We start from the raw sequence: 24,244 nt of genomic DNA on the forward strand, positions 1-24,244 counted from the left end.
GGTTTGAAGGTGGTGAAGGCCGGGCTTTAAATCGGATGTCATGGCTTATACCAACGGCAAGAACGCACACCGACGGCTCATGCCACGGCCCTCAAAGGCACCATAGCTTGCTTCGACTGAAGACATATCGTTCGGCGCGCCAGAGCTTATCTCGCGAGCCGTTCTGCCGATCCATCCCTACATTCGTCGTAGCCGACGCTCCACAACCGGCGACCTTTTATCGACACTCTCTCGCGCCTCCCCTATAAGGGCCGGAATCGGCAACGAAACAAGGCTCACAAGGATGATCATCGTCACGGGCGGCGCCGGCATGATCGGCTCCAACATCGTCGCCGCGCTGAATGCCGAGGGCCATGACGATATCTTGGTCGTCGACGATCTGACCGACGGCCACAAGATTGCCAATCTGGCCGATCTCCGCATTGCCGACTATCTCGACAAGGACGAGCTTCCGGCCCGGCTCGAGGATGGCGGGCTGGGCCGCATCGACGCCGTCTTCCATCAGGGCGCCTGCTCGACCACCACCGAATGGAACGGCAAGTTCATGATGGACGTGAACTACGGTTATTCGAAGCGCCTGCTGCACGCCTGCCTGGCACTGCGCGTGCCCTTCCTCTATGCCTCCTCGGCTTCGGTCTATGGCGGCGGCAGCGAGTTTCGCGAAGAGCCCGAATTCGAACGGCCACTCAACGTCTACGCCTATTCGAAGAAGCTGTTCGACGACTATGTCCGCCGCAATGTCTTCGACACCGATCACTCGCAGGTGGCCGGCCTGCGCTATTTCAACGTCTACGGGCCGCGCGAGGCGCATAAGGGCGCCATGGCCTCGGTCGCCTTCCATTTGTTCAACCAGGTCGAGCAGGGCCAGAACCCGAAGCTGTTCGGCGCCTATGGCGGCTTCGGCCCCGGCGAGCAGAGCCGCGACTTCATCCATGTCGGCGACGTCGCCGATGTCAATCTGTGGCTATGGAAGCGGGGCTCAAGCGGCATCTTCAACTGCGGCACCGGCCGCGCCCAGCCGTTCCGCGCCATCGCCGAGACGGTAATCGACACGCTCGGCAAGGGTGAGATCGAGTTCGTTCCCTTCCCCGAACACCTGAAGGGCAGCTATCAGAGTTTTACCGAGGCGGATATGTCCCGCTTACGCGCGGCCGGCTACAATGGCCAATTCCGCACCGTCGAAACCGGCGTCAGAGACTATGTCCAATGGCTGAAAGCCCAACGATCCTCGTGATCGGCCCACGCTGGGTGGGCGACATGGTGATGGCCCAGTGCCTGTTTACGGCGCTGAAGGAAAAGCATCCGAATGCCGCGATCGACGTGCTCGCGCCGTCTTGGGCAGCGCCCCTGGTCAAACGCATGCCCGAAATACGCTCCCAGATCGACTTTCCACTGATGCCCGGCACGCTCGAATTCCGCAGCCGCAGGCGCTTCGGTCGCCTGCTGCGCGGCCGCTACGACATGGCCTATGTGCTGCCGGGGAGTTGGAAATCGGCGCTGATCCCGTTCTTCGCCCGGATTCCGCGCCGCGTCGGCCATCTGAGGGAAATGCGCTACGGCCTGCTGACCGACATCGTCCCGCTGCCCGATGCGGTGAAGCGGCGCACGGCACGGGCCTATTTCGGCCTGGCGCGCGGCGGCACTTTTCGCCCGCCGAAGCTCACCGTCGATCTCACCAATCAGGCCGATCTGCTGGCGCGGTTCGGGCTCAGCGCAAAAGAATTCGTCGCCCTGTTGCCGGGCGCCGAGTTCGGCCCGGCAAAGCGCTGGCCGAGCGAATACTATGCCGAGCTAGCCCGCGGGATGATGGCAAAAGGCATGGGCGTCGCCTTGCTCGGCTCGAAGAACGACGCTGAGGTCACCGGCGAGATCGCGAGGCTTGCGCCGGGCGCCGTCGACCTTGCCGGCCGGACGAAGCTGGAGGATGCCATCGACCTGGTCGCCGCGGCGAAGCTAGCCGTCTCGAACGACAGCGGACTGATGCATGTGGCCGCCGCCGTCGACACGCCAATCGTCGCCGTCTATGGCTCGACCTCGCCCGAAAACACGCCGCCGCTGACCGACCGTTCGGAACTGATCTGGCTGCACCTCTCCTGCTCGCCCTGCCACAGCAAGCTCTGCCCGCTCGGCCATCTCAACTGCCTTAAGACGCTCGATGTCGCGCGGGTCGCCGCCGCCGCCGACCGATTGCTTGATATTCCTGCGGCCGCATGAGGGTTCTGATCGTCAAGACATCATCGATGGGCGATGTCATCCACACCTTCCCGGCCGTCGAGGACGCGCTCCGCAATCGCCCGGACATAAGCTTCGACTGGTGCGTGGAAGAGGCCTTTGCCGCCGTTGTCGCCTTGCATCCGGCGATCGGAACCATCCACAAGGTGGCGATCCGGCGCTGGCGCAAGAAGCCGTTCGACGGCGGCACATGGCGCGAGATGGCCGGCCTGCGACGTGCGCTTCGCTCGCGTCGCTATGACCTGGTTATCGATGCACAGGGGCTGTTGAAATCGGCCGCGGTCGCCAGGCAATCCGGCGCGCCGATCGCCGGCTTCGACCGCTCCAGCGCCCGCGAGCCCTCGGCGACGCTGCTTTACGAGCGCAAATACGCCGTGCCGCGCGAGTTGCACGCCATCGAGCGCACCAGACGCCTGTTCGGCCTGGCGCTGGGGTATCAGGCGGACCTCTCGACGCTCAGCTCCGGCATAGTGCCGCCGGCAGGCGGACTTTCCGGCGTCGAAGGTAAAACGGCTTTCCTGCTGCACGGCACCAGCCGCGAAGACAAGAAATGGCCGGTCGAAGACTGGGTCGAGACTGCGCGCCGACTGGTGTCGCAGCAATTTACACCGATCGTCACCTGGTCGAACGAAGCGGAGAAGCGTGTTGCCGAGGCGATCGCCGGCGCCGTGCCGGAAACGGTGCTGGTTCCGAAATCGCCGCTAGCGGATGTCGCTGCGATCCTCGGCCGGTCGACGCTCGTCATCGGCGCCGACACCGGCCTCACCCATCTCGCCAGCGCTTTCGGCCTGCCGACCGTCGCCATATTCCTGGCGACGGAGCCCGGCCTGACCGGCCCGCGCGGGCCCTATTCATCGACACTGCTGGCGCCCGCCGGCGGCAAAGTCACGCCGGCCGAAGTTATGGCTGAAGCAGAGCGGCTGCTTAGATCGGAAACGCCAGTCTAGCCCTCAAATAAATTGCACCTGGACGATCTCGTAACCCCGTGCGCCGCCCGGGGCGTTGACCTCGATGGCATCGCCGACTTCTTTGCCGATCAACGCGCGCGCGATCGGCGAGGAGATCGAGATACGGCCGGACTTCACGTCCGCTTCCTGGTCGCCGACGATTTGATAGGTCTTCTTTTCCTCGGTGTCCTCGTCGACCAGCACGACCGTGGCGCCGAACTTCACCTTGTCGCCGCTGAGCTTCGAGACATCGATCACCTCGGCGCGCGCGATCAGGTCCTCGAGCTCGTTGATACGGCCCTCATTGTGGCTCTGCGACTCTTTAGCCGCGTGGTACTCGGCATTTTCGGACAGGTCGCCATGCGAGCGCGCTTCGGAGATCGCCTCGATGATGCGTGGACGCTCTTCCTGCTGGCGCCAGCGCAGTTCTTCCTTCAATGACGCGAACCCCTCGCCTGTCATCGGGACCTTGATCATGATGCCTGACCTTTCCTGCCACCACCCCCGCTTTTCGGGAATAGCCTTGTCGTTGGGTACAAAAAGAAAACGGTCCGGCAGCCTCGGGCTAACGGAACCGTTTCACCACAATTTCCCTGAATATAGCGATCTCCGCGCGATTTTCACGCTCAAAAATGAAGTTCAGTAAAATCACCACCGCTTTCGCAAGGCCATCCGGCGCTAAATCCGCAATGCCGCCAGCAAAAACCGGCTGCGATTGCTCGCAGCCGGCTTCGAAAAGCATCTGAGAAGAATCAGCTCCTCAGGAAACGTTCGATCTGCTCTGACAACATGCCGTATTCGCGCGAGCCTTTGCCGGTCCGCTTCTCGATTTCCTTGAGCTGCTCCTGCGCGCCGGCAAGATCGCCGATTTGCAGATGGGCCTCGCCGAGATATTCGCGCACCAGCGTGTAGTCGGGGTCGATGCGCAGCGCTTCCTCGTAATAGCCGAGGCCGACCGTGACACGGCCGGAATGGCGATGCGAATAGCCGAGATAGTTGAGAATGCGCGGATCCTGCTTGTTGGCGGCGAGCGTCAGCACCGAGATCGCCTCGTCGTAGCGCCCGGCCATCGCCAGATCGTGGCCTGCCTCGTAGATGCTGTCGTCATCCAGCATGCCGTACTGCGGCACAACGCATTTCTTCTTCTTCTTGTCCCAGACCTGACCCTTCTTGCATTGGGTGGTGGTCTGGCCGCCGCTGCCACCGCCACCGCCGCCCTCGCCGGCGGTGAATGCAGGCGCCGCGAACAGCGGCAGGCTAACGGCAGCAGCCAAGACCTGAACAAGCAAACGTCTGCGCATCGGAGCCTCCTTGAGCGTGACAACGGCAGATTAACGCCGCTTCGATGCGGTTTCATCCCGAAAACCTGTCAAAAGCCAAACTATTTGGAGGTCAGGCAGCGCATCGCCTCTGCGAACGGATGTGACGCGGGCCGCAAATCCGCTATCATCAGTCGAGCGCACGACGAGGAGAAAGGCCAGTGCAGCAGCGCCTCGAGAAGGAATGGGAGCTTTCCATCGACCCGGATACCGTGCGCCTGTTCATCCTGAAGGCCAAGGCGCTGAGCGCAGCCGTCAACGAGGACTACGACGACGGCGCCGAACACGAGGTCGAGTTCGATGGCGACAGGCACGACAATCATCATCACGACGGCCTTGTCGAGGAGGCATCGGAAGACCTCACCGAGGAGGAATTCCGCGAGCTGATCAACGACCTCAACGTCGATGAAGCGGCCGAGCTGGTAGCGTTGGCCTGGGTGGGCCGCGGCGACTACGAAGCTTCCGAATGGGTCGACGCGGTGGCAGCCGCGCGCGAGCGCGCCAACAAGCGCACCGCAAAGTACCTGCTCGGACTGCCGCAGCTCGCCGATTGGCTGGAGGAAGGCCTGGAGGCGATCGGCGCGTAACGAACCGCTTCGCAAGCTTCTCGACGATGCGCTGACCGCGCCGCATTGGCCGGAAGGCTTCGTTATGCGCCCGTTCGAGCACAGGGATGCGCAGGCCCTGCACGCACTGCTGGAAGAGGCATTCGACGACGGCGCCGAAGGTCCGTTCGACGAATGGTGGCCGCGCATCTCTGGCGATGCCGAGTTCGATCCGGACCTCTGTTTCCTCGTCATCGACGGCAAGGGGCTGCTGGCGGGCGCCGCGCTTTGCTGGGCGTCGGGCTTCGTCAAGGATCTGGCGGTTCATCCGGACTCGCGAAGGCACGGCATCGGCGAGGCGCTGATGCGGCACGTGTTCCTGACTTTCCGCGACAGGGGTGCAGCCCATGTCGACCTCAAGACCAACACGGTGAAGAACCCCGCCGCCTTCAGGCTTTACGAGCGGCTCGACATGCTCCCAGTGGCGTGGGAAGGGTAACGCTTCGCGGCATTTGCCTGCGGCGGCACAACCGAATGCGGGGCGCATTGTGAACCGCTTCACACAAGCTGACGTTAGGGCATGCTAATGCGTCGTGGTGCAGGGCGGCCGATCGGCGGATCGACGCTGGCAAGGCGTCGGAGAGGCTGTGCCGGCATGCGTCAGCCACTCCAAGGCGGGCTCCGGGGCGGCGGGTTTCGGAGCCCGCCCGCTTTGGGCGTGCGGCCAATCGCGAGATCTCCCTTAACCGAGTGACTCGGGTCAGTCCCCTCGCGGCCCGTCCCCGATGGCCATGTCTGGAACCCCGAAGCGTCGCTCCGCATTCAATGCGGGCGGAGGGTCATCATCAGCCGACGCGGCAAGGTCCGCGTGGACGGTTCCGAGGCGAGGCCCACCAGCATGAAATTTTACCGCGCATTCCTCGCACTTGCCGTCGGCGCGATGCTCGCGGTGGCGCCGGCTCGCGCGGTCGAGCTGTCGATCGTGTCGGGCGACACGGGCAACGGCATCAAGGTCTTGCGCGAGATACTCGACCGCTACCAGAAGCAGAGCGGCAACAAGGTCGACATCGTGGTGATACCGCCGTCGGGCACCGACCAGTTCGGTCAGTTCAGATTGTGGCTCGCGGCGGGAAACAGCGACATCGACGTCTACCAGACCGACGTGATCTGGGCGCCGCAGCTTGCCAGCCAACTCGTCGATCTCACCGCGGCGACCAGGGATATCGTGGCCGAGCACTTCCCGTCGATCATCCAGTCGCAGACCGTGAACGGAAAGCTGGTGGCGCTGCCGATCTTCACCGACGCGCCGGCACTCTATTACCGCAAGGATCTGCTCGACAAATACGGCGCCAAGGTGCCGACCACCTGGCAGGAACTGGCCGACACCGCCAAGCTCGTCATGGACAAGGAGCGCACCGCCGGCAACAAGGACCTGTGGGGTTTCGTCTTCCAGGGCAACGCCTATGAGGGGCTGACCTGCGATGCGCTCGAATGGGTGATGTCGAATGGCGGCGGCCAGATCATCGAGCCCAACGGCACGGTCTCCATCAACAACCGACAAGCCGCGGCCGCGCTCGACATGGTCAAGGGCTGGATCGGCACCATTGCGCCGCCGGGCGTGCTCGCCTACCAGGAAGAGGAATCGCGCGGCGTCTGGCAGACCGGCAATGCCGTCTTCATGCGCAACTGGCCCTATGCCTATGCGCTCGGCAACAGCGAGACCTCACCGATCAAGGGCAAGTTCGATGTGGCGCCGCTGCCGGCAGGAACCGGCGAAGACGCCCGGCCGACGGCAACGCTCGGCGGCTGGAATCTCGCGGTTTCCAAATATTCCAAGCACCAGGACGCGGCGATCGATCTGGTGAAGTTCATCGCCTCGCCCGAGATGCAGAAGTATCGGACGCTGAGGACGTCCAACCTGCCCACCATCAAAGCGCTCTATGACGATCCCGATATCGCCAGGGAACAGCCGATCGTCCCGCGCTGGAAGCAGATATTCCTCAACGCGGCGCCGCGCCCTTCGGCGGTCGCCAAAATCAAGTACAACGAAGCCTCGAGCCAGTTCTGGACGGCCGTCCACAACACCATGTCGGGCGACGGCAGCGCCGTCGATAATCTGGCCGATCTCGAAGCCAGGCTGACCAAGCTGAAGGGCAAGGGCTGGTGAGGGCGATGCCTGTGAGCCGCTCGCGCCTGATGCGGCAATGCGTGCGCTCGGCCTGGCTGTTTCTGGCGCCGATGCTTCTGGTCCTTGTCGCCGTCGCCGGCTGGCCGCTCCTGCGCACTTTCTACTACAGCTTCACCGACGCCTCATTGGCCGATCTCGACGCCCGTCAATGGGTCGGCTTCGACAATTATTTCTCGATGCTCAGCATGCCGAGCGGCCGCGTGCTCTATGACGGGCTGCTCGCCGATCCGGTCTGGTGGCGCGCCGTGTGGAACACGCTGCTCTTCGCCGTGGTGTCGGTGAGCTGCGAAACGGTCCTCGGCATGATCGTGGCGCTCGTTCTCAACGCCGACTTCAGAGGCCGCGGCTTCGTCAGGGCGGCGATCCTCATTCCCTGGGCGATCCCGACCATCGTCTCGGCCAAGATGTGGCAGTGGATGCTCAACGACCAGTTCGGCATCATCAATGCGGTGCTGCTCAACCTTGGCCTGATCGACGCCAAAATCGCCTGGACCGCGAGCACCGACACGGCGATGATCGCGGTGCTGATCGTCGACATTTGGAAGACGACGCCGTTCATGGCGCTGCTTTTCCTCGCCGCGCTGCAGATGCTGCCGCGCGATGTTATCGAGGTCGCCAGGCTCGACGGCGCCAATCCGTGGCAGATCTTCTGGAAGGTGACCTTGCCGCTCATCCGCCCGGCGGTCATGGTTGCGGTGATCTTCCGCGCACTCGACGCGCTGCGCATCTTCGACCTGATCTACGTGCTGACGCCCAACAATGTGCACACCAAATCGATGTCGGTGTTCGTGCGCGAGAACCTGTTCGAGTTCGACAAGTTCGCCTATGGCTCGGCCGCCTCGACGCTGCTTTTCCTCATCGTCGCGCTGCTCACCATTTCCTACATCCGCATCGGCCGGATAGAGCTGGAAGGAGGCCGCTGAGATGGCGATGTTGAAGCGTTTAGGCTTCTTCCTGCTGGTGGGGGCAATCGTCTTCGTCGCGGTGTTTCCGCTCTATTACGCCGTCGTCACCAGCCTGAAATCCGGCACCGAGTTGTTCGAGGCGAGCCTTTGGCCGCAGGCGTTAAGCCTCGCCAACTACAGGAACGTGCTGGTCGAAGGTCCTTTCCTGCGCAATCTCTTGAATTCCTTGGTCGTCTCGGGCGCCGTCGTGCTCATCTCGCTGCTGCTCGGCGTGACATCCGCCTACGCGCTGGCACGCGTCCGGTTCCGCGGCCGTTCGGCGCTGATGCTTGCCATATTGTCGGTGTCGATGTTTCCGCAGGTCGCGGTGCTGGCCGGCCTGTTCGAGATCATCCGGGCCTTCGGCCTCTACAATTCGCTCATCGGACTGATCTTCTCCTACATGATCTTCACGCTGCCGTTCACCGTCTGGGTGCTCACCGCCTTCGTGCGCGACCTGCCGGTCGAAATCGAGGAAGCGGCGATCCTCGACGGCGCGACGCCATGGATCATCGTCACTCGCGTCTTTCTGCCGCTGATGTGGCCCGCATTGGCGACGACAGGGCTGCTCGCCTTCATCGGCGCATGGAACGAGTTCCTGTTTGCGCTGACCTTCACCTCCAACAACGCGCAGCGCACGGTGCCGGTGGCGATCGCGCTGCTTTCCGGCAACTCGCAGTTCGAGATCCCCTGGGGCAACATCATGGCCGCTTCGGTGATCGTCACGGTGCCGCTGGTGGTGCTGGTGCTGATCTTCCAACGCAAGATCGTTTCCGGCCTAACCGCCGGCGGCGTGAAGGGATAGGCCGTGCTGATGTTCAGGTGATGCCGGGCTGCGAATGGCGGTGTCCTGCGCTTCGGTGTTCACGTACTTCAAGCACGCTCCGGTATTCTCGGTACGACCATCCTCGGCTCGGCCTGACCCTGACTCAACACGGCCTCCTTCACGCCCTCAACGCAACCGGCAGCGCCATTTCGCGTTGGAAGTGCAAGGGGCTGATCGGAGATTCCAGATGAAAACGCTTCTGACCGCGGCCGCCATGGCGCTCCTTGCCGGCGCGCCGGCCACCCTTGCTCAGTCGAGCGACAGCAACGATGTCGCGCCAATGGCGACAGACAACAAGGTCGACACGCAGACTTTCGTCACCACCGTACCCAATGCCAACGAGTTCGAAATCCAGGCGAGCAGGCTGGCCGAGGAGAAGTCGCAGTCGGACGAAGTCAAGGCTTTTGCCGACGAGATGGTCAGGGACCACATCAAGGCCGGGGAGGATTTCAAGGCGGCGATGAGCCAGGGCCAGACGACGGCTTCTATCAAGCCTGCCGGCCCCGCTCTGGGGCCTAAGGAACAGCAGATGCTAGGCGAGCTGAAGCAGGCGAGCGGCACAGAGTTCGACCGGAAGTATATCAAGATGCAGATGGATGCGCATAGGGACGCGGTCGCGCTGTTCAGCACCTATGCCAACTCCGGCGACGACCCGGCGCTGAAGGAGTTCGCCAAGAAGACTCTGCCGGTGCTGAAAATGCACGAGAAGCATGTGAAGGAACTGGCGGTGGCGTATCACGGGTGAGGGTGGTTTCTGCCCCCGAGCGGATCCTCAGCTCGCCTTGATCTGCTCGACCGCCGTTGCCAGCAACTCGTCCATGGCCTGGCGAATCTGGGCATCCGACTGGGCGACGCCCGCCGCGTCGAAGTCGGCACGGACCTTGCGGAACACGTCGTTGTCGCCCGCTTCCTCGAAATCCGCGCGCACCACCTCTTTCGCATAGGCGTCGGCATCCACGCCGGATTTGCCGAGCTTTTCGGCGGCCCACAGGCCGAGCAGCTTGTTCCGGCGCGCCACGGCCTTGAACTTCGTCTCCTCGTCCATTGCGAATTTCTTTTCGAAGCCTTCCTGACGGTCCCTCATGCTGCTCATGGTTTGCCTCGCTCGGACGTGAGTTCGACCGCCTCCGATGCATGCGAAGAGCGGCCTGGAGAAGCGAAAATGGGGAGCATGAAGGCCTGTAGCAAGGCCTGATCGTGGTGTGGACGCCGCGGACCCGAAATTCGTGCCATGCCGGGCCGAAGCTCCGATGTGATTTGACCTGGCCGGGCCGTAGCCTACTTTCGACCTGGCAGGAGGAGTGGAGGAGACGGGCGATGAAGTCACCGTTGAACCATATGCAGGGCGTCGTGCTGACGGCGGCGTTGATGTTTGCTGCCGGCACTGCCGCCTATGCCCATCACGGCTGGTCGTGGACGCAGGACGACTTCTTCGAGCTCAAGGGCAAGATCGCGGCGATCTATATCGGCAATCCGCATGCGACGCTGGACGTCGATGCGAAGGGGGAGGTGTGGCGGGTGGAGATGGCGCCGCCGGCCCGCACCATCGCCGCCGGCTTCACCGAGGAGGTCGCCAAGGTCGGCGACGCGGTGACCGCGATTGGCCATCGCTCGCGCGAGGAGGCGGAAAAGCGCATGAAGGCGGTGCGCATCATCGTCGGCGGCAAGCGCTACGACGTCTATCCCGACCGACTGCCGCCGGCCTAGATGGCGGAGTTTCTGGCCGGCATCGAGCAGCTTGCCTTGGTGCGCGGGCTGAAAGCCTCCTTCGTCGCCTATCCGATCGTCAATGCGCTGCACATCATGGCGGTCGGCGCGCTGCTCACCAGCGTCGGCCTCATGGATTTCAGCGTCCTTGGCGCCTTCCGCTCGCTGCCCCACGCGCCGTTCGTCGCGCTGCTGCGCCGCGTAGCCCTTGGGGCGTTTGGCGGCGCGATCATCACCGGGGCGCTGCTGTTTTCGGTAAAGGCGGGCACCTATGCGGCGATGCCGATCTTCGTTGCCAAGATAACACTGATCCTGCTGGCGGGGGCCAATTTCCTCGCCTTCACGCGCTTGACCCGCACGAGCGGGGTGGCCGAGTCGGCCGGGGGCATCGCGGCCGTCCTGGCCGTGATTTCGCTCGGCCTGTGGACCTGCGTGCTTTTCGCCGGGCGGTTCATAGGGTTTTTGTGAAGCAGTTCCACGAAGAGCCGGCTGCTGCTCAGATGTCCGGCGCGTTGCCGACTTTCTTCTTCATCTCCAGCGCCCAGGCGCGGCCTTCGTCGCCGCCCCACAGCAGCCAGGCGATGTAGCCGGCAGAGGGATTTTCCTCGTTGCCGTAGTTCTTGCCGCGCTTGTCGACCTCATGGCGGGCGAAATAGCTGACAATGCGGCGGATGGTCGAGGGTGAAAGGTTCTTACGGTTCTTCAGCTCCGTCGCCCTCGCGATGCCGATCTCGGTGCCGCCGCGGCCGAACTGCTTGCGCAGGCGCAGCCCCTTGGCGGCGTTTTCGGCGACTGTCTGCGGGCAGCGCAGGTCGATTTCGTCTGCGGACATCTCATCCATCGCAGATTTTTAGCCTACGGGCAGAATGCGGGGAAGCGGAGTTCCGGAGTTGCTATTCGGTGCCGGTATCAAATGCGCTGAGATGAACGGGCACGAAGTCGCGCTCTACGGCGCCCCCCTCTGTCCTGCCGGACATCTCCCCCCCAAGTGGGGAGATCAGCCGTCGTCGCGGCTTTCGCCAATCGCCAACGGTGCAGGATCGGCGAGGCGGCGAAGCTGCCAATCCCCCCTCTGTCCTGCCGGACATCGGGGGGATTGGCAGCATCGCTCCAATATCTTGGCGAATTCCCGCAAGCTGGCTCTGTGGATGCGGCAGCCGCGAACTAAACTGCGCCTCTGTGAAAGCAAATTACCTAAACATTATGCCTTTAAATTGGTGATGTTCCTTACCCTGCCAAAGTTGCCCTTACCCAAAATACTCCTGCAACGGCCGAACCTCGAGGTTTCCCGCCCGCAGCGCCGCGATTGCTTCGGCCACGGCCGCAGCACCCGACAGCGTGGTGTAATACGGCACCTTCTGCATCAGCGTCGCGCGGCGGAGCGACTTCGAGTCCGACACGGCTTTCTGGCCGTCGGTGGTGTTGAAGACGATCTGGACCTGGCGATTGCGGATGGCGTCCTCGATGTGGGGGCGGCCTTCGAGTACCTTGTTGATCTTTTCCGCCGTCACGCCGTTCTCGGCGAGGAAGCGGGCGGTGCCGGAAGTGGCAAGCACCTTGAAGCCCTGCTCGGCGAGGCGTTTTACGGCGGGCAGAATCCCCTTCTTGTCTTCGTCGCGCACCGAGACGAACAGCGTGCCCGCGCGGGGGAGATCAACACCCGCCCCTAGCTGGCTCTTGGCGAAGGCCAGCGCAAAGTCGCGGTCGAGGCCCATCACCTCGCCGGTCGAGCGCATTTCCGGCCCGAGCAATATGTCGACGCCGGGGAAGCGGGCGAAGGGGAAGACGGCTTCCTTGACCGCGATATGGCCGGGATTGCGCGCGTCAGGCATGGCGCCGTAATGCGCGAAGGCGTTTTCCAGCGTCTCGCCGGCCATGATGCGGGCGGCGATTTTCGCAATGGGACGGCCGATGGTCTTGGCGACGAAGGGCACGGTGCGCGAGGCGCGGGGATTCACCTCAAGCACATAGACCGTGCCGTCCTTGATGGCGTATTGCACGTTCATCAGGCCGCCGACATTGAGCGCCCGGGCAAGTGCGGCGGTCTGGCGTTCCAGCTCGTCGACGAGCTCCGGCTGCAGCGAATATACCGGCAGCGAGCAGGCGCTGTCGCCCGAATGGATGCCGGCCTCCTCGATGTGCTCCAGGATGCCGGAGACGAAGGTTTCCTTGCCGTCGCAGAGGCAGTCGACATCGACCTCGGTGGCGCCGGTCAGATAAGTGTCGAACAAAAGCGGGTTCTTGCCGAGCAGCGTGTTGATCTGGCCGGTCTTGTCGGCCGGGTATTTCTGCTTAATGTCCTCCGGCACCAGGCCGGGCACGGTGTCGAGCAGATAGGTCTGCAGCATGCCTTCGTTGTAGATGATCTGCATGGCGCGGCCGCCGAGCACATAGGACGGGCGCACCACCAGCGGAAAGCGGAGCTCGGCAGCGACGAGGCGCGCCTGCTCGACCGAATAGGCGATGCCGTTCTTCGGCTGGGTGAGCCCGAGCTTGTGCAACAGCTTCTGGAAACGGTCGCGGTCTTCCGCAAGGTCGATCATGTCGGGTGAAGTGCCGAGGATCGGGATGCCGGCCTTCTCCAGCGCGTCGGCCAATTTCAGCGGCGTCTGGCCGCCGAACTGGACGATGACGCCGACCAGCTCGCCGGAGGCCTGCTCGGCGCGCAGGATCTCCAGCACGTCCTCCGGCGTCAGCGGATCGAAATAGAGCCGGTCGGATGTGTCGTAGTCGGTCGACACGGTCTCCGGGTTGCAGTTGACCATGATCGCCTCGAAGCCGGCGTCGCGCAGCGCAAAGGCGGCATGGCAGCAGCAATAGTCGAACTCGATGCCCTGGCCGATGCGGTTCGGGCCGCCGCCGAGGATGACGACCTTCCTGCGCGACGAGACGCGCGCCTCGTTGGCGAGCTCGCCGGCGAAGGGCGTCTCATAGGTCGAGTACATATAGGCGGTCGGCGAGGCGAACTCGGCGGCGCAGGTGTCGATGCGCTTATAGACCGGATGAACGCCGAGCTTTTGCCTGGTCTTCTGAATGACTTCCGCGTCGGTTCTGGTCAGCGACGCCAGGCGTGCGTCGGAGAAGCCCATCGCCTTCAGCATGCGCAGGTTCGGCGCATCCTGCGGCAGGCCGTGCTCGCGGATGCGCTCTTCCATGGCGATGATGCCGGCGATCTGCTCGAGGAACCACGGGTCGATCTTGCACATGGCGTGCACGTCTTCGAGCGAGGTACCCATGCGGATCGCCTGCGCCACCATGCGCAGCCGATCGGGGGTCGGCGTGCCGAGCGCGGCGCGGATGGCGTTGCGGTCGTCGACGTGGTCTGCCGAGCCAAGGCCGGGGATCTCGATCTCGTCGAGGCCGGTGAGGCCGGTTTCCAGTCCGCGCAGCGCCTTTTGCAGCGATTCCTGGAAGCTGCGGCCGATGGCCATCACCTCGCCCACCGACTTCATGGCGGTGGTCAGCACCGGCTCGGCGCCCGGGAATTTCTCGAAGGCGAAGCGCGGGATCTTGGTCACCACATAGTCGATCGACGGCTCGAACGAGGCCGGCGTCGCGCCGCCGGTGATGTCGTTCTCCAGCTCGTCCAGCGTGTAGCCGACGGCAAGCTTTGCCGCGACCTTGGCAATCGGGAAGCCGGTCGCCTTCGAGGCGAGCGCGGACGAGCGCGAGACGCGCGGGTTCATCTCGATGACCACGAGGCGGCCGTCGGCCGGGTTGACGGCGAACTGGACGTTGGAGCCGCCCGTCTCGACGCCGATCTCGCGCAGCACCGCGATCGAGGCGTTGCGCATCATCTGATACTCTTTGTCGGTCAAGGTCAGGGCCGGCGCGACGGTGATGCTGTCGCCGGTGTGCACGCCCATCGGGTCGAGGTTCTCGATCGAGCAGATGATGATGCAGTTGTCCGCCTTGTCGCGGACCACTTCCATCTCATACTCCTTCCAGCCGAGCACGCTCTCCTCGATCAGCACCTCCGTGGTGGGCGAGGCGTCGAGGCCGGACTGAACGATGTCGTAGAATTCGGCGCGGTTGTAGGCGATGCCGCCGCCGGTGCCGCCCATGGTGAAGGAGGGGCGGATAATCGCCGGCAGGCCGACATGGTCGAGCGCTTGCGCCGCGATCGCCATGGCGTGGCTGATATAGCGCTGCTTGCGGTCGCCTTCGCCGAGATTCCAGCGCGTCTCCAAAGCATCGAGCGCGGCATCGAGGTTTTCGGGGTTCTCGGCTTTGAGCGCGGCGCGCTCGGCCTCGTGGATCTTGCGGTCGGCGTCCTTGACTTCTGTGGCGTTGGCCAGCATCGAGCGCGGCGTCTCCAGCCCGATCTTGCTCATCGCCTGGCGGAACAGCGCGCGGTCCTCGGCCTTGTCGATGGCCGCCGCGTCGGCGCCGATCATCTCTACTTGATAGCGGTCGAGCACGCCCATGCGGCGCAGCGAGAGCGCCGTGTTGAGAGCCGTCTGGCCGCCCATGGTCGGCAGCAGCGCGTCCGGCCGCTCCTTGGCGATGATCTTGGCCACCACCTCGGGCGTGATCGGCTCGATATAGGTAGCGTCGGCCAGCTCCGGATCGGTCATGATGGTGGCCGGGTTGGAGTTGACCAGGATGACGCGGAAACCCTCTTCCTTCAGCGCCTTGCAGGCCTGGGTGCCGGAATAGTCGAACTCGCATGCCTGGCCGATGACGATGGGGCCGGCCCCGATGATCAGGATCGACTTGATGTCGGTGCGTCTTGGCATGGTCTATGGATTCCGTTCGGCGAGCGGCTTGCACGAAAAACCGGGCGGGGAGGACCCGGCCGGTTGTGCTTGCGATTCTGGTATCAGGCTAGGAGGGCCTTATAGGGAAGAGTTTTGGCGGATGTAACCCCGAAAATGAGGGTTTGCGGGTTGGCGTGACGGAACAAACCAGGCGTCTCATTCCTTCGCGCCCCCCTCTGCCCTGCCGGGCATCTCCCCCACGAGGGGGGAGATTGGACGTCACGACTGCTTTCGCCAATTTTCGACGGTGAAGAAAAAGCGAGGCGCCAAAACAGCCGATCTCCCCCCCAAGTGGGCCCAAGTGGGGAGATGTCCGGCAGGACAGAGGGGGGCGCTGTCCCGCCGGCGTCTTCAGCCTATCGCTTCCCCAGGGCCAGCTGATCCGTGATCTCAAAGCGCTCCGAAACGCCGATGCGGATCATGTTCAGGCTGCCTTCGCGGGTGAAGCGGAATTCGTCGGAGGAGTCCGAGCCGGCCGGCTTGCCGTCATGGAAGTGGATGATGCGCGTGCCGCCGTCCGGCCAGGTCACGGTCACGACGCTGTCGCCGGCCTCATGTGCGACGCTGATCAGGCAGCGGGTCATCGGCTGGCCGATCCGGCGCGCGCAGGGGATGCCGTCGGCGGCGTCTGGGGCAGGGGTGTCGGACTCCGTGATCGCCGAGGCGGCGAAGGCGAGGGCGTAGGCATCCTGCATGGCGACGGCGCTGATATCGGCCGCGGATGGCGGATCGGCCGGCTCGCTGCGACCCAGGCGCGCGGCGATGTCCGGCTGCGGTTCTTCAGAGGGCTCGGGCGCGTTCGCTTCCTGTGGCGGGCCGGCGTCAGTTGCCGGCACGGCTGCATCCTCGGGCGCCGGGGCCGGGTTGTTGGGGCTGAGATAGCGGGCCGGCGCCCATCCGACGATATGCGCGTCCTGCGTGTCCTCGACCTTGCACCAGGGATAGTTATTGACGGTCTTGCAGCCGTAATTCTTCACGGCTGCGCCGTTGGGCAGGCGCGCCGCGACCTTTCCATCTGGTGAAGCGGTGGCGCGGATGTTGAGGAGATCGTCCGGCGCAAGGCCGCCGATGATTGAAATGATCGTGGCTGGCGCGTCCTGGGCCAAAGCCGGCACGGCGGCCAGCAGCAAAGGAGCGGCGATCAGCAATGTCGATCGGAGCGTGACTTTACGCTTCATCCTTAATGCACTGCAATCCTGGCGTTTCCGCTCAATCAGATTATGAGCTTCGCTCAATCATGGATATGAGCTTCGCTCAATCTTTATAAATCCGGTCCGCGGCGCGTGCGCCCATTCCAGTCGTCCGCTTGTTCGGCCTGCTTTGCGGCAGCTTCATGGTCGTAGGCGATGGCGATCGCCTCGGAGCGGCCGGGAGGCATCCATCTCGACGATGCCGTAGCGCGCATGCCGGCTGTCCTGCTCAGAGACATGCGCCGGCGGGAATGCGGATGAGCTCGCTGCGATGGCTATTGCCGCACAACGCGATCCGGCAGGCTGGAGGGCCAGCACGTTGCCATGGATATCGGCCAGAACGGCAATGCGCATCAGGCGTCGATCTCCGCATCGGCGGTGCCGACCGCTGGAAGCGCCTTGTCCTCGCCGGCGGCCGCGATCACGCTGTCGAGCAGGCCGGGGAAGCGCCTGTCGAGGTCGTCGCGGCGCAGGGTGATCAGCCGGCTGGTGCCGACCGCTTCGGTGCGCGTCACGCCAGCCTCGCGCAGCTTGGCGAGGTGGTAGCTGAGATTGGTCTTGGAGGCGAGGTCGAGGAACTTGCCGCAGTTCATCGGCACGCCTTCCTTGCTGGCGAGAAAGCGCACGATTGCCAGCCGGGTCGGGTCGCCGAGCACGGCAAGCACGATCGGCAGGCTGATCTGATCGGCGGTCGGATGAGGCAAGGTCATGGTTGAGAATTAAGCGCAAACGGCACCAACTTCAACGCGTCTCCGCTTCTTGCTTGGTTGCGCAGCTTCCCGGTTTCTACGCCGTCCTGACACAGAGCTGTCAGCAGGGTTCCGCTAATTTGCCCAAGTTCCGTTGACATCATGCCCCTTCATGTCCAATTGTTCAATAACTTTTGAACAAAGGACATATCCCATGGACAAGCGGATCTTCTGGCTTGCGCTCGGATCGTTTGCGATCTCGACCGAAGGCTTCGTCATCTCCAGCCTTCTTCCCGATATCGCCGCGGATGCCGGCATCTCCGTTCCGCTCGCCGGCTCGCTGATCACCGCCTTCGCGCTCGCCTATGCGATCGGCGCGCCGATCCTGGCGACGCTGACCGGCGAGTGGGACCGGCGGCGCGTCATCCTGTGGACGCTGGTGTTCTTCGTCATCGGCAATATCGTCGCGGCGCTAAGCTCGTCCTTCGAATTGCTGCTCATCGCACGCATCGTCATGGCGCTGTCGTCCGGCCTGTTCGCGGCAACTGCGCAAGGCACCGCCGTGGCGCTGGTCGACGACCATCACAGGGCCCGCGCCATCGCGGTCGTGGTCGGCGGCACCACGGTGGCGGTCGCGGTCGGCGCACCGCTCGGCGCGCTGGTGGCGGCGATTGCCGGCTGGCGCGGCACCTTCTTTGCCATTGCCGGCCTCGGCGCGCTTGCCGGCGCGATCCTGTGGTGGCGGCTGCCGCGCGGCATTGTCGGCACCAGGTTGCCGCTCAAGGCGCGGCTGGCGGCGGCGGTCCGTCCCGGCGTGTTGCCGATCCTGGTCACGACCACGCTGGCGCTGGTCGGCGCCTTCACCGTCTTTGCCTTCATCGCGCCTCTGGCGATCGAGGGCGGCGGCCTCAGCCCGCTGGCGCTTCCCGGCATGCTGCTTGCCTTCGGCGTTGGCGCCGTCATCGGCAACATCGCCGGCGGCCAGGCGGCGGACCGTTTCGGCGCGGCGCGCACGGTTTGCTGGTCGCTGGGGCTGAGCGCGGCGATGCTCGTCACCTTGTCGCTGATCCCGACCTTCCTGCCGCATTCGATCGCCGGGCCGGCGCTGATGGGCATGATGGTGCCGTGGGGCATCGTCGGCTGGGCCTTCCCGCCGGCGCAGGCGAGCCGGATCATCAAAATAGCGCCCGATGCCGCCCCGATCGTGCTCTCGCTCAACGCCTCGGCGCTCTATTTCGGGGTCGCCCTTGGCGCGGTGGTCGGCGGTGCGGTGCTGCGCTTCGGCGCGCCGGCCGATCTCGGTCTGGTCGCGGCTGTATTCCCGATCGTCGGGTTGGGTGTGGTGCTCGCGGGTCGCGCACTCGCCCGCCCGGTCGCCATGCCGGCGGAATAGACTTCGCAAACCTGAAGGACTTGCCGGTCTCAGGCTGGCCGCCACATCTGCAGGATGGAGGCGGCCAGCAGCAGGCCAAGCACGATGTTGAGCGCGCGCCATTGCCGCTCGGTTCGGAGCAAACGTGCCAGCAGCGTGCCGGCTACGCACCAGAGCGACAGCGAGACGGCCGCGGCAAGGCCGAACACGGCGCCGAGCAGCAATGCCAACTGCAAGGGGCCGTCGGCAAGCGCCGCGAAGGAAGCGGCCGCACCCAGGCCCATTGCCCAACCCTTGGGATTCATCCACTGAATCCCGGCGCCGCCGAAGAAGCTGTTCGGCCTAGCCATGCTCACGTCGAGCTTGGGCGGGCCGCTGCGGCCGATCCTGATCGCCAGCCAGATCAGATAGAGCGAGCCGGCGATCTTCATCGCAAGCTGGAGCGAGGGGACGGCGGCGATCAGCCCGGCCAGGCCGGCAGCACCCGCCGCCGCTACTGACGCCAGTCCCGCGGCGCTGCCGGCCATCAGCGGCACCGATCGGCGAAAGCCGAACTGCGCCCCGGATGCCGTCGACAGCGTCGTGGCGATGCCGGGCGTCGAGGTCGAGATCAACGCGAACAGGACAAGGGGGATGATGGTTTCGGACATCCAAAGCCTCCACGGTGGAAGGAGCCTGCATGTTAGGCGCTGGGCGCTATCAGTAAATGCAATGTTGGATATGGTCTGCATTAGTGATTATAATGCAGCGATGTTCCGCGATCTCGACACCACACTTGTCCGCACCTTCGTGACGACGGCCGACAAAGCCAGCATGACGGCCGCGGCCAACGCCCTCAATCTGACCCAGGGCGCCGTCAGCCAGCAGATCAAGCGGCTGGAGGAGATCCTTGGCCAGATGTTGTTCGAGCGCGACCGCCGCGGCTTGAGACTGACGCGTTCGGGCGAACGGCTGCTCGACAAGGGCCGGCGTCTCTTGCGGCTCAATGACGAGATCCTGGCGGAGATAAGCGGCAAGGCGGTCGCCGGCGGGGTGCGGATCGGCGTGCCCTACGATCTTGTCGGCACATTGCTGCAACCTGTTTTGAAAACCTACGCTGAAGCCTATCCGCAGGTGGAGATTTCGCTGGTCTGCGCCTCTTCGCCGGAACTCGCGGCGGCGCTGGCGGCAGGGACGATCGACCTTGCCGTCATCGAGGAGCGGGCCGGTCCGACGGCCGGCGAGTGCCTACTGGTCGACCGGCTGGTCTGGGTCGGTGCCAGAGGCGGCTCGGCGCGCTTGAAGCTGCCTTTGCCGGTCTCCATGGTCGCGGATAGCTGCGCCTTCCGTCCCGCGGTGCTGGCGGCGCTCGGCACGCACGGGCTCGATTGGCGCACCGTGTTCGAGAACGGCAACATCGACGCAACGACCGCAACGGTACGGTCGGACCTTGCGGTGACCACCTGGCTCGCCTCGACGGTTCCGGCCGACCTCGACATCCTGTCCGACGCCGACTTACCGGCGCTGCCGAATTTTTCCGTCAACCTGCACCTGCCGAAGCATGCAGTGACGCGGACGGCAGAGGCATTCGCCACTCATATCCGCGAGGGTCTGGCGCGGCATCGCCGGGCAGCGTGAGCGACACTTTTCGTTCCTCGCCCCCGCTTTGGGGGCGAGGAACCTTGGCGCTACTTCCAATTCTTGCGCCGTTCGAGCTCGGCTTCGGAAGGCTGCTCTGTCGCAAAAGATCCGGTCTTGACGCCGCCGCCACGTTCATAGGTCGCCATGATGACACCCGTGCTGGTGGTTTGCGACTTGATGAGCTTGAAGGCGGCGGGCATCGCGTCATCGCCGAACAGGCGCTTTCCCTTGCCCAGCAACAGCGGGAAGATCATCAACCGGATCTCGTCGATCAGCCCATTGGCGAGCAGGGTCTGGATCAGATTGCCCGAACCCTGGATGAGCAGATCGGGTCCGTCTTCCTGCTTGAGCTGCCTGAGCCTGGCAACGACGTCTGGTCCAAGCGGCTGCGTGCTCTGCCAGGTCAGGCTATCCGGCCGATGCGTCGCGACATATTTGGTCGCCGGGTTGAAGGCATCTGCGATCGGATCTTTCTGATACGGCCAGTACGCGGCGAAGATGTCATAGGTTCTGCGACCGAGCAGCAGGGCGAAGGGCTTGGAGAACAATTCGTCCATTGCCTCGCCCGCCACCTCGTCAAAGTAATGGAAGGTCCAGCCGCCGAATTGAAAGCCGCCGACCGGGTCTTCTTCCGGGCCGCCCGGCGCCTGCATGACCCCGTCGAGGCTGACGAATGTGGCGGCGATGATCTTGCGCATCTGTCTTCTCCCTTTTCGTGATCCGTGCCGTCGCGGCCGGATTTCGGCCTAAGGACGGGCGACGAGCCTGCGTTCCGACACAGACTCCCGCAGATTTCTATCGTTCGCTGTCGGCGCGCATGGCGCGGGACGAAAACCAGACATCGCCGAACACGGCGGTGGCGGTTCGATCGGGCGCCTTGTCTTCGGTCAGCCAGATCGAGCGCGTGCGGCTGGCGCGTTCGCGGGTTGGCACTTTTGCGTCCGGGCCGGCGAGGGAGGCGCCGACGCAAGGGATGAACCAGGAACCCATGAAGGGCCGGCAGGCGAACCCCGCCTGCATGCGGGTGACCAGCACGGCGAGGCCGATACGCTGCGCCGGCCGCCAGGGGAAGATCAGCCGGCCGCCGGGCCTGAGCGCCCTCAGCCACGCAGGGGGCGGGGCAATGACGGCAGCATTGACATAGATGATGTCGGAGGGCGGCAGCGGGCCGGCGACAGCGTCGCCGGCAACGACCTCGACATTGCCATAGGCCGCGAGGTTCACCTTGGCTTGCGCGGCGAGATCCGCTTCGATCTCGAAGGCGGTGACGCTGCCGCCGGGCTCGACCAGCCTTGCCAGCAGCGCGGTATAGTAGCCGGTGCCGGCGCCGATATGGGTGACGGCTTCGCCGGGTTTCGGTTCGACCTTGCCGATCCACATGGCGTGCAGAACCGGTTCGCCGTTGTTGATGCCCTTGTCGGCATCGAGCACCACCAGCACGTTCTGGTAGATGTAGCTTGGATCGGCAGTCGGGGTTTTGAACGCTCCGTCGCCGGCAAAGACTGTCCAAGGTCCAGGGCCGAGAAAGGCCTCGCGCGGCACGGAGGCGAACGCCTCCTCGATGCGGGGATCGGCGGAGCGCGCATGCGCGGCCATCAGTTTGGCGTAGAATTTTCGGGCGTCGTCCGAAACGGTCATGCTTTCAGAAGATAGCGCGGCCGGCCGGGATGTCGCGGCTCGAACTCAGCCGGCAAAAGTGTCGAAGAGCAGCTTGAAGTTGAGCACCAGGATGATCGCCGCGACTACCCAGGCGAGTGCGGCGACGCCGCGCGAGATGGCGAAACTGCCCATTTTCTTCTTATCCGAGACGAACTGCACCAGCGGCACAACGGCGAAGGGCAACTGCATCGACAGGATGACCTGGCTGAAGACCAGGAGCTGGGCCGTGCCCTTTTCGCCGTAGAGCGCGGTGACGATCACGACGGGGACGATGGCAAGGCCGCGCGTCAGCAGGCGGCGCGCCCATTGCGGAATGCGCAGACGCAGGAAGCCTTCCATCACGATCTGGCCGGCGAGCGTGGCAGTGACCGTCGAGTTGAGCCCGGAGGCGAGCAGCGCGACCGCGAACAGGATCGAGGCGATGCTCAAGCCCAACAGCGGCGACAGCAATGCGAAAGCCTGACCGATCTCGGCGACATCCTGGTGCCCGGTGCCGTGGAAGGCCACGGCCGCGACGATCAGGATGGACGCGTTGACAAACAGCGCCAGGATCAGCGCGATGGTCGAGTCCGTGGTCGCCCATTTGATGGCGTCGCGCTTGCCGGCATCGGTGCGCTCATAGGCGCGGGTCTGCACGATCGAGGAGTGCAGGTAGAGATTGTGCGGCATCACGGTGGCGCCGATGATGCCGATGGCGATGTAGAGCATCGTCGGGTTGGTGACGATCTGGGACGACGGCACGAACATCGAATGCAGGATTGTGCCTGCGGGCGGGGCGGCGACGAAGATCTGGATGGCGAAGCAGCCAAAGATGATGATCAGGAGCGCGACGACGAACGCCTCGAGATAACGGAAGCCCCTGTTCATGAGCAGCAGCACAAGGAAGGCGTCCAGCGCGGTGAGGACGGCGCCGCCGATCAGCGGGATGCCGAACAGGAGCTGCAGCGCAATCGCCGTGCCGATCACCTCGGCGAGGTCGCAGGCGATGATCGCCAGTTCGCAGGCGATCCAGAGCAGGAAATTTACCGGACGCGGATAATAGGCGCGGCAGGCCTGCGCGAGGTCGCGGCCGGTGGCGATGCCGAGGCGGGCGGCCAGCGCCTGCAACAGGATCGCCATCAGGTTCGACAGCATGATGATGAAAAGCAGCGTGTAGCCGAACTGGGCGCCGCCGGCGAGGTCTGTCGCCCAGTTGCCCGGGTCCATATAGCCGACCGAGACCATATAGCCGGGACCCATGAAGGCGAACAGGCGGCGGAACCAGAGACCGGTGTCGGGCACCCTGATCGAGGCATTGACCTCGCGCAGACTGGGCTGCTCAGTCTCATCGGAGCGGGCAAATTGCCACGAGGGACGGGACACTGCTTCTGACATCGGGGGTCCGCTGGAAGGGTATCGAGGATCGCCACTATGTATGCTAAGGCTGAACATTATGCAACAGGCTATACTTCATTGTTCAAGCTCTTGTGATGCAAGCCGACAGGCGCCGCGTGCAGCAGCAAACGCCGGGTTGCGCCGACCCGGGAATGCAAATAAACGGCCAGAGCACTACGGTCCGTGCTATGAGTGCGGAGCCGATTCAGCCATGAAGGAGCGCGTATTGGCGCTGAGGAACAGACCAGTTCGACGCGAAAAGCCGCTTCCTGATGCCGAAATCCATTCGGAAGGGTTCCGGCAGACCCGCGAAGCGCGTCGCAGCGCGCTTGTCGAGGACTATGTCGAGCTGATCGCCGATCTGATCGAGGACGGAAACGAGGCCCGTCAGGTCGATATCGCGGCCAGGCTTGGCGTCGCGCAACCCACCGTGGCAAAAATGCTGACACGGCTCTGCGCCGACGGGCTGGTGTCCAGGAAACCCTATCGCGGGGTGTTTCTCACGGACGCCGGTCGCAAGGTGGCGCAGGAGAGCCGCATCCGTCACGAGACTGTCGAAGCCTTCCTGCGCTCGCTCGGTGTCAGCCCCGAGACGGCACGGATCGATGCCGAGGGCATCGAGCACCATGTCAGCGCCGAGACGCTGGATGCATTTCGCAGGGCGATGACGACACGCTGAGCCCCGCCAGCGTTAAACTTCCCGACCGACGAGTCGCTGGAACCGCCGAACGGTACGCACGTTGCTCCTGACGTTGCGCGATGATCGCGTGGAAGGGAGGAAGCGACGGGCGTTGAACAGGCACGGACCACGAAGGGCTAGCAAGCGGCCAACGGGTTGAGACAGGCGGCGGCTCGTGACGAGCGCAAAGACC

The 24,244-nt window shown here is 64.2% G+C and carries 27 protein-coding genes; 14 read left to right on the top strand and 13 right to left on the bottom strand.

What is annotated here, in order from left to right:
• The first annotated feature begins 283 nt into the window (after positions 1–283).
• Genes rfaD through waaC form a run of 3 tightly spaced genes read left to right on the top strand, consistent with a single transcriptional unit; the run spans position 284 to position 3,179 of the window.
• Positions 284–1,234 carry an ADP-glyceromanno-heptose 6-epimerase gene (rfaD, locus tag A9K66_RS19300; protein WP_067326684.1) on the top strand — a complete coding sequence of 317 codons (951 nt, stop codon included), beginning with the start codon at positions 284–286 and terminating at the stop codon, positions 1,232–1,234.
• Positions 1,207–2,214, top strand: coding sequence for a lipopolysaccharide heptosyltransferase II (gene waaF, locus A9K66_RS19305; protein WP_067326687.1), 1,008 nt, complete (start codon positions 1,207–1,209; stop codon positions 2,212–2,214). Before rfaD ends, waaF begins: the two co-directional genes overlap by 28 nt.
• Positions 2,211–3,179, top strand: coding sequence for a lipopolysaccharide heptosyltransferase I (gene waaC, locus A9K66_RS19310; protein ID WP_067326690.1), 969 nt, complete (start codon positions 2,211–2,213; stop codon positions 3,177–3,179). Before waaF ends, waaC begins: the two co-directional genes overlap by 4 nt.
• A gap of 3 nt (positions 3,180–3,182) precedes the next feature.
• Here waaC and greA read toward each other — a convergent pair whose 3' ends face one another.
• The 3 genes from greA to A9K66_RS19320 all read right to left on the bottom strand — a co-directional run bounded on the left by greA (position 3,183) and on the right by A9K66_RS19320 (position 4,480).
• Positions 3,183–3,656, bottom strand: a complete 474-nt coding sequence (greA, locus tag A9K66_RS19315; protein ID WP_027168132.1) for a transcription elongation factor GreA — start codon at positions 3,654–3,656, stop codon at positions 3,183–3,185.
• Positions 3,657–3,744: 88 nt separating this feature from the next.
• Complete coding sequence (locus tag A9K66_RS30410) at positions 3,745–3,921, bottom strand: hypothetical protein (protein WP_156751100.1); 177 nt, start codon at positions 3,919–3,921, stop codon at positions 3,745–3,747.
• 10 nt (positions 3,922–3,931) lie between these two features.
• Positions 3,932–4,480 (bottom strand): tetratricopeptide repeat protein, encoded by a 549-nt coding sequence (locus A9K66_RS19320; RefSeq protein WP_067326693.1) that lies wholly within the window; start codon positions 4,478–4,480, stop codon positions 3,932–3,934.
• Between the two features lie 179 nt (positions 4,481–4,659).
• Between A9K66_RS19320 and A9K66_RS19325 the strand changes: the two genes are divergently transcribed.
• The 6 genes from A9K66_RS19325 to A9K66_RS19350 all read left to right on the top strand — a co-directional run bounded on the left by A9K66_RS19325 (position 4,660) and on the right by A9K66_RS19350 (position 9,746).
• Complete coding sequence (locus tag A9K66_RS19325; RefSeq protein ID WP_067326696.1) at positions 4,660–5,085, top strand: DUF3775 domain-containing protein; 426 nt, start codon at positions 4,660–4,662, stop codon at positions 5,083–5,085.
• A gap of 64 nt (positions 5,086–5,149) precedes the next feature.
• A complete protein-coding gene (locus tag A9K66_RS19330; RefSeq protein ID WP_082953959.1) occupies positions 5,150–5,542 on the top strand; it encodes a GNAT family N-acetyltransferase in 393 nt (130 codons plus the stop codon).
• 399 nt (positions 5,543–5,941) lie between these two features.
• Entirely contained in the window at positions 5,942–7,210 is a 1,269-nt protein-coding gene (locus A9K66_RS19335; RefSeq protein WP_067326704.1) for an ABC transporter substrate-binding protein, read from the top strand.
• Between the two features lie 5 nt (positions 7,211–7,215).
• Positions 7,216–8,154, top strand: a complete 939-nt coding sequence (locus A9K66_RS19340) for a sugar ABC transporter permease (protein ID WP_067326707.1) — start codon at positions 7,216–7,218, stop codon at positions 8,152–8,154.
• A gap of 1 nt (position 8,155) precedes the next feature.
• The gene (locus tag A9K66_RS19345; RefSeq protein ID WP_067326710.1) at positions 8,156–8,980 is read left to right on the top strand and encodes a carbohydrate ABC transporter permease; all 825 of its coding nucleotides are present in this window, start codon (positions 8,156–8,158) and stop codon (positions 8,978–8,980) included.
• A 208-nt stretch (positions 8,981–9,188) separates the two neighbouring features.
• Positions 9,189–9,746 (top strand): DUF4142 domain-containing protein, encoded by a 558-nt coding sequence (locus A9K66_RS19350; RefSeq protein WP_067326713.1) that lies wholly within the window; start codon positions 9,189–9,191, stop codon positions 9,744–9,746.
• A 27-nt stretch (positions 9,747–9,773) separates the two neighbouring features.
• Here A9K66_RS19350 and A9K66_RS19355 read toward each other — a convergent pair whose 3' ends face one another.
• Positions 9,774–10,094 (bottom strand): DUF1476 domain-containing protein, encoded by a 321-nt coding sequence (locus A9K66_RS19355; RefSeq protein WP_067326717.1) that lies wholly within the window; start codon positions 10,092–10,094, stop codon positions 9,774–9,776.
• 224 nt (positions 10,095–10,318) lie between these two features.
• Between A9K66_RS19355 and A9K66_RS19360 the strand changes: the two genes are divergently transcribed.
• Both A9K66_RS19360 and A9K66_RS19365 read left to right on the top strand, forming a co-directional pair.
• A complete protein-coding gene (locus A9K66_RS19360; protein WP_067326721.1) occupies positions 10,319–10,708 on the top strand; it encodes a DUF6152 family protein in 390 nt (129 codons plus the stop codon).
• On the top strand, positions 10,709–11,176 hold the full coding sequence (locus A9K66_RS19365) for a hypothetical protein (RefSeq protein WP_067326725.1): 468 nt from the start codon (positions 10,709–10,711) through the stop codon (positions 11,174–11,176).
• A 28-nt stretch (positions 11,177–11,204) separates the two neighbouring features.
• On the opposite strand, the gene A9K66_RS19370 is transcribed toward A9K66_RS19365, so the two are convergent.
• The 5 genes from A9K66_RS19370 to A9K66_RS19385 all read right to left on the bottom strand — a co-directional run bounded on the left by A9K66_RS19370 (position 11,205) and on the right by A9K66_RS19385 (position 17,368).
• Positions 11,205–11,540: a hypothetical protein gene (locus tag A9K66_RS19370; RefSeq protein WP_082953985.1), complete on the bottom strand. Its 336-nt coding sequence runs from the start codon at positions 11,538–11,540 to the stop codon at positions 11,205–11,207.
• Positions 11,541–11,955: 415 nt separating this feature from the next.
• Positions 11,956–15,447 (bottom strand): carbamoyl-phosphate synthase large subunit, encoded by a 3,492-nt coding sequence (carB, locus tag A9K66_RS19375; RefSeq protein WP_067326731.1) that lies wholly within the window; start codon positions 15,445–15,447, stop codon positions 11,956–11,958.
• Positions 15,448–15,824: 377 nt separating this feature from the next.
• Positions 15,825–16,616 (bottom strand): SH3 domain-containing protein, encoded by a 792-nt coding sequence (locus A9K66_RS19380; protein ID WP_348626453.1) that lies wholly within the window; start codon positions 16,614–16,616, stop codon positions 15,825–15,827.
• Positions 16,617–16,799: 183 nt separating this feature from the next.
• Entirely contained in the window at positions 16,800–17,012 is a 213-nt protein-coding gene (locus tag A9K66_RS31270; protein ID WP_245307585.1) for a hypothetical protein, read from the bottom strand.
• The gene (locus tag A9K66_RS19385) at positions 17,012–17,368 is read right to left on the bottom strand and encodes a helix-turn-helix transcriptional regulator (RefSeq protein WP_067326737.1); all 357 of its coding nucleotides are present in this window, start codon (positions 17,366–17,368) and stop codon (positions 17,012–17,014) included. Before A9K66_RS19385 ends, A9K66_RS31270 begins: the two co-directional genes overlap by 1 nt.
• 193 nt (positions 17,369–17,561) lie before the next feature.
• On the opposite strand from A9K66_RS19385, the gene A9K66_RS19390 reads away from it, so the two are divergent.
• Positions 17,562–18,740, top strand: coding sequence for an MFS transporter (locus A9K66_RS19390; RefSeq protein WP_067326740.1), 1,179 nt, complete (start codon positions 17,562–17,564; stop codon positions 18,738–18,740).
• A 29-nt stretch (positions 18,741–18,769) separates the two neighbouring features.
• On the opposite strand, the gene A9K66_RS19395 is transcribed toward A9K66_RS19390, so the two are convergent.
• Positions 18,770–19,369, bottom strand: a complete 600-nt coding sequence (locus tag A9K66_RS19395) for a LysE family translocator (RefSeq protein ID WP_066994945.1) — start codon at positions 19,367–19,369, stop codon at positions 18,770–18,772.
• A gap of 100 nt (positions 19,370–19,469) precedes the next feature.
• Between A9K66_RS19395 and A9K66_RS19400 the strand changes: the two genes are divergently transcribed.
• Positions 19,470–20,336 (top strand): LysR substrate-binding domain-containing protein, encoded by an 867-nt coding sequence (locus tag A9K66_RS19400; protein ID WP_082953961.1) that lies wholly within the window; start codon positions 19,470–19,472, stop codon positions 20,334–20,336.
• Between the two features lie 50 nt (positions 20,337–20,386).
• Here A9K66_RS19400 and A9K66_RS19405 read toward each other — a convergent pair whose 3' ends face one another.
• The 3 genes from A9K66_RS19405 to A9K66_RS19415 all read right to left on the bottom strand — a co-directional run bounded on the left by A9K66_RS19405 (position 20,387) and on the right by A9K66_RS19415 (position 23,372).
• Positions 20,387–21,037 (bottom strand): dihydrofolate reductase family protein, encoded by a 651-nt coding sequence (locus A9K66_RS19405; protein WP_067326746.1) that lies wholly within the window; start codon positions 21,035–21,037, stop codon positions 20,387–20,389.
• Between the two features lie 97 nt (positions 21,038–21,134).
• Entirely contained in the window at positions 21,135–21,977 is an 843-nt protein-coding gene (locus tag A9K66_RS19410) for a protein-L-isoaspartate O-methyltransferase (RefSeq protein ID WP_067326752.1), read from the bottom strand.
• Positions 21,978–22,022: 45 nt separating this feature from the next.
• The gene (locus tag A9K66_RS19415) at positions 22,023–23,372 is read right to left on the bottom strand and encodes an Nramp family divalent metal transporter (RefSeq protein ID WP_067326755.1); all 1,350 of its coding nucleotides are present in this window, start codon (positions 23,370–23,372) and stop codon (positions 22,023–22,025) included.
• A gap of 226 nt (positions 23,373–23,598) precedes the next feature.
• Between A9K66_RS19415 and mntR the strand changes: the two genes are divergently transcribed.
• Positions 23,599–24,051, top strand: a complete 453-nt coding sequence (gene mntR / locus A9K66_RS19420; protein ID WP_067327157.1) for a manganese-binding transcriptional regulator MntR — start codon at positions 23,599–23,601, stop codon at positions 24,049–24,051.
• Positions 24,052–24,244 lie beyond the last annotated feature (193 nt).

The sequence above is a fragment of the Mesorhizobium sp. AA23 genome, assembly GCF_001672435.1.
Classification (GTDB): Bacteria; Pseudomonadota; Alphaproteobacteria; order Rhizobiales; family Rhizobiaceae; genus Mesorhizobium.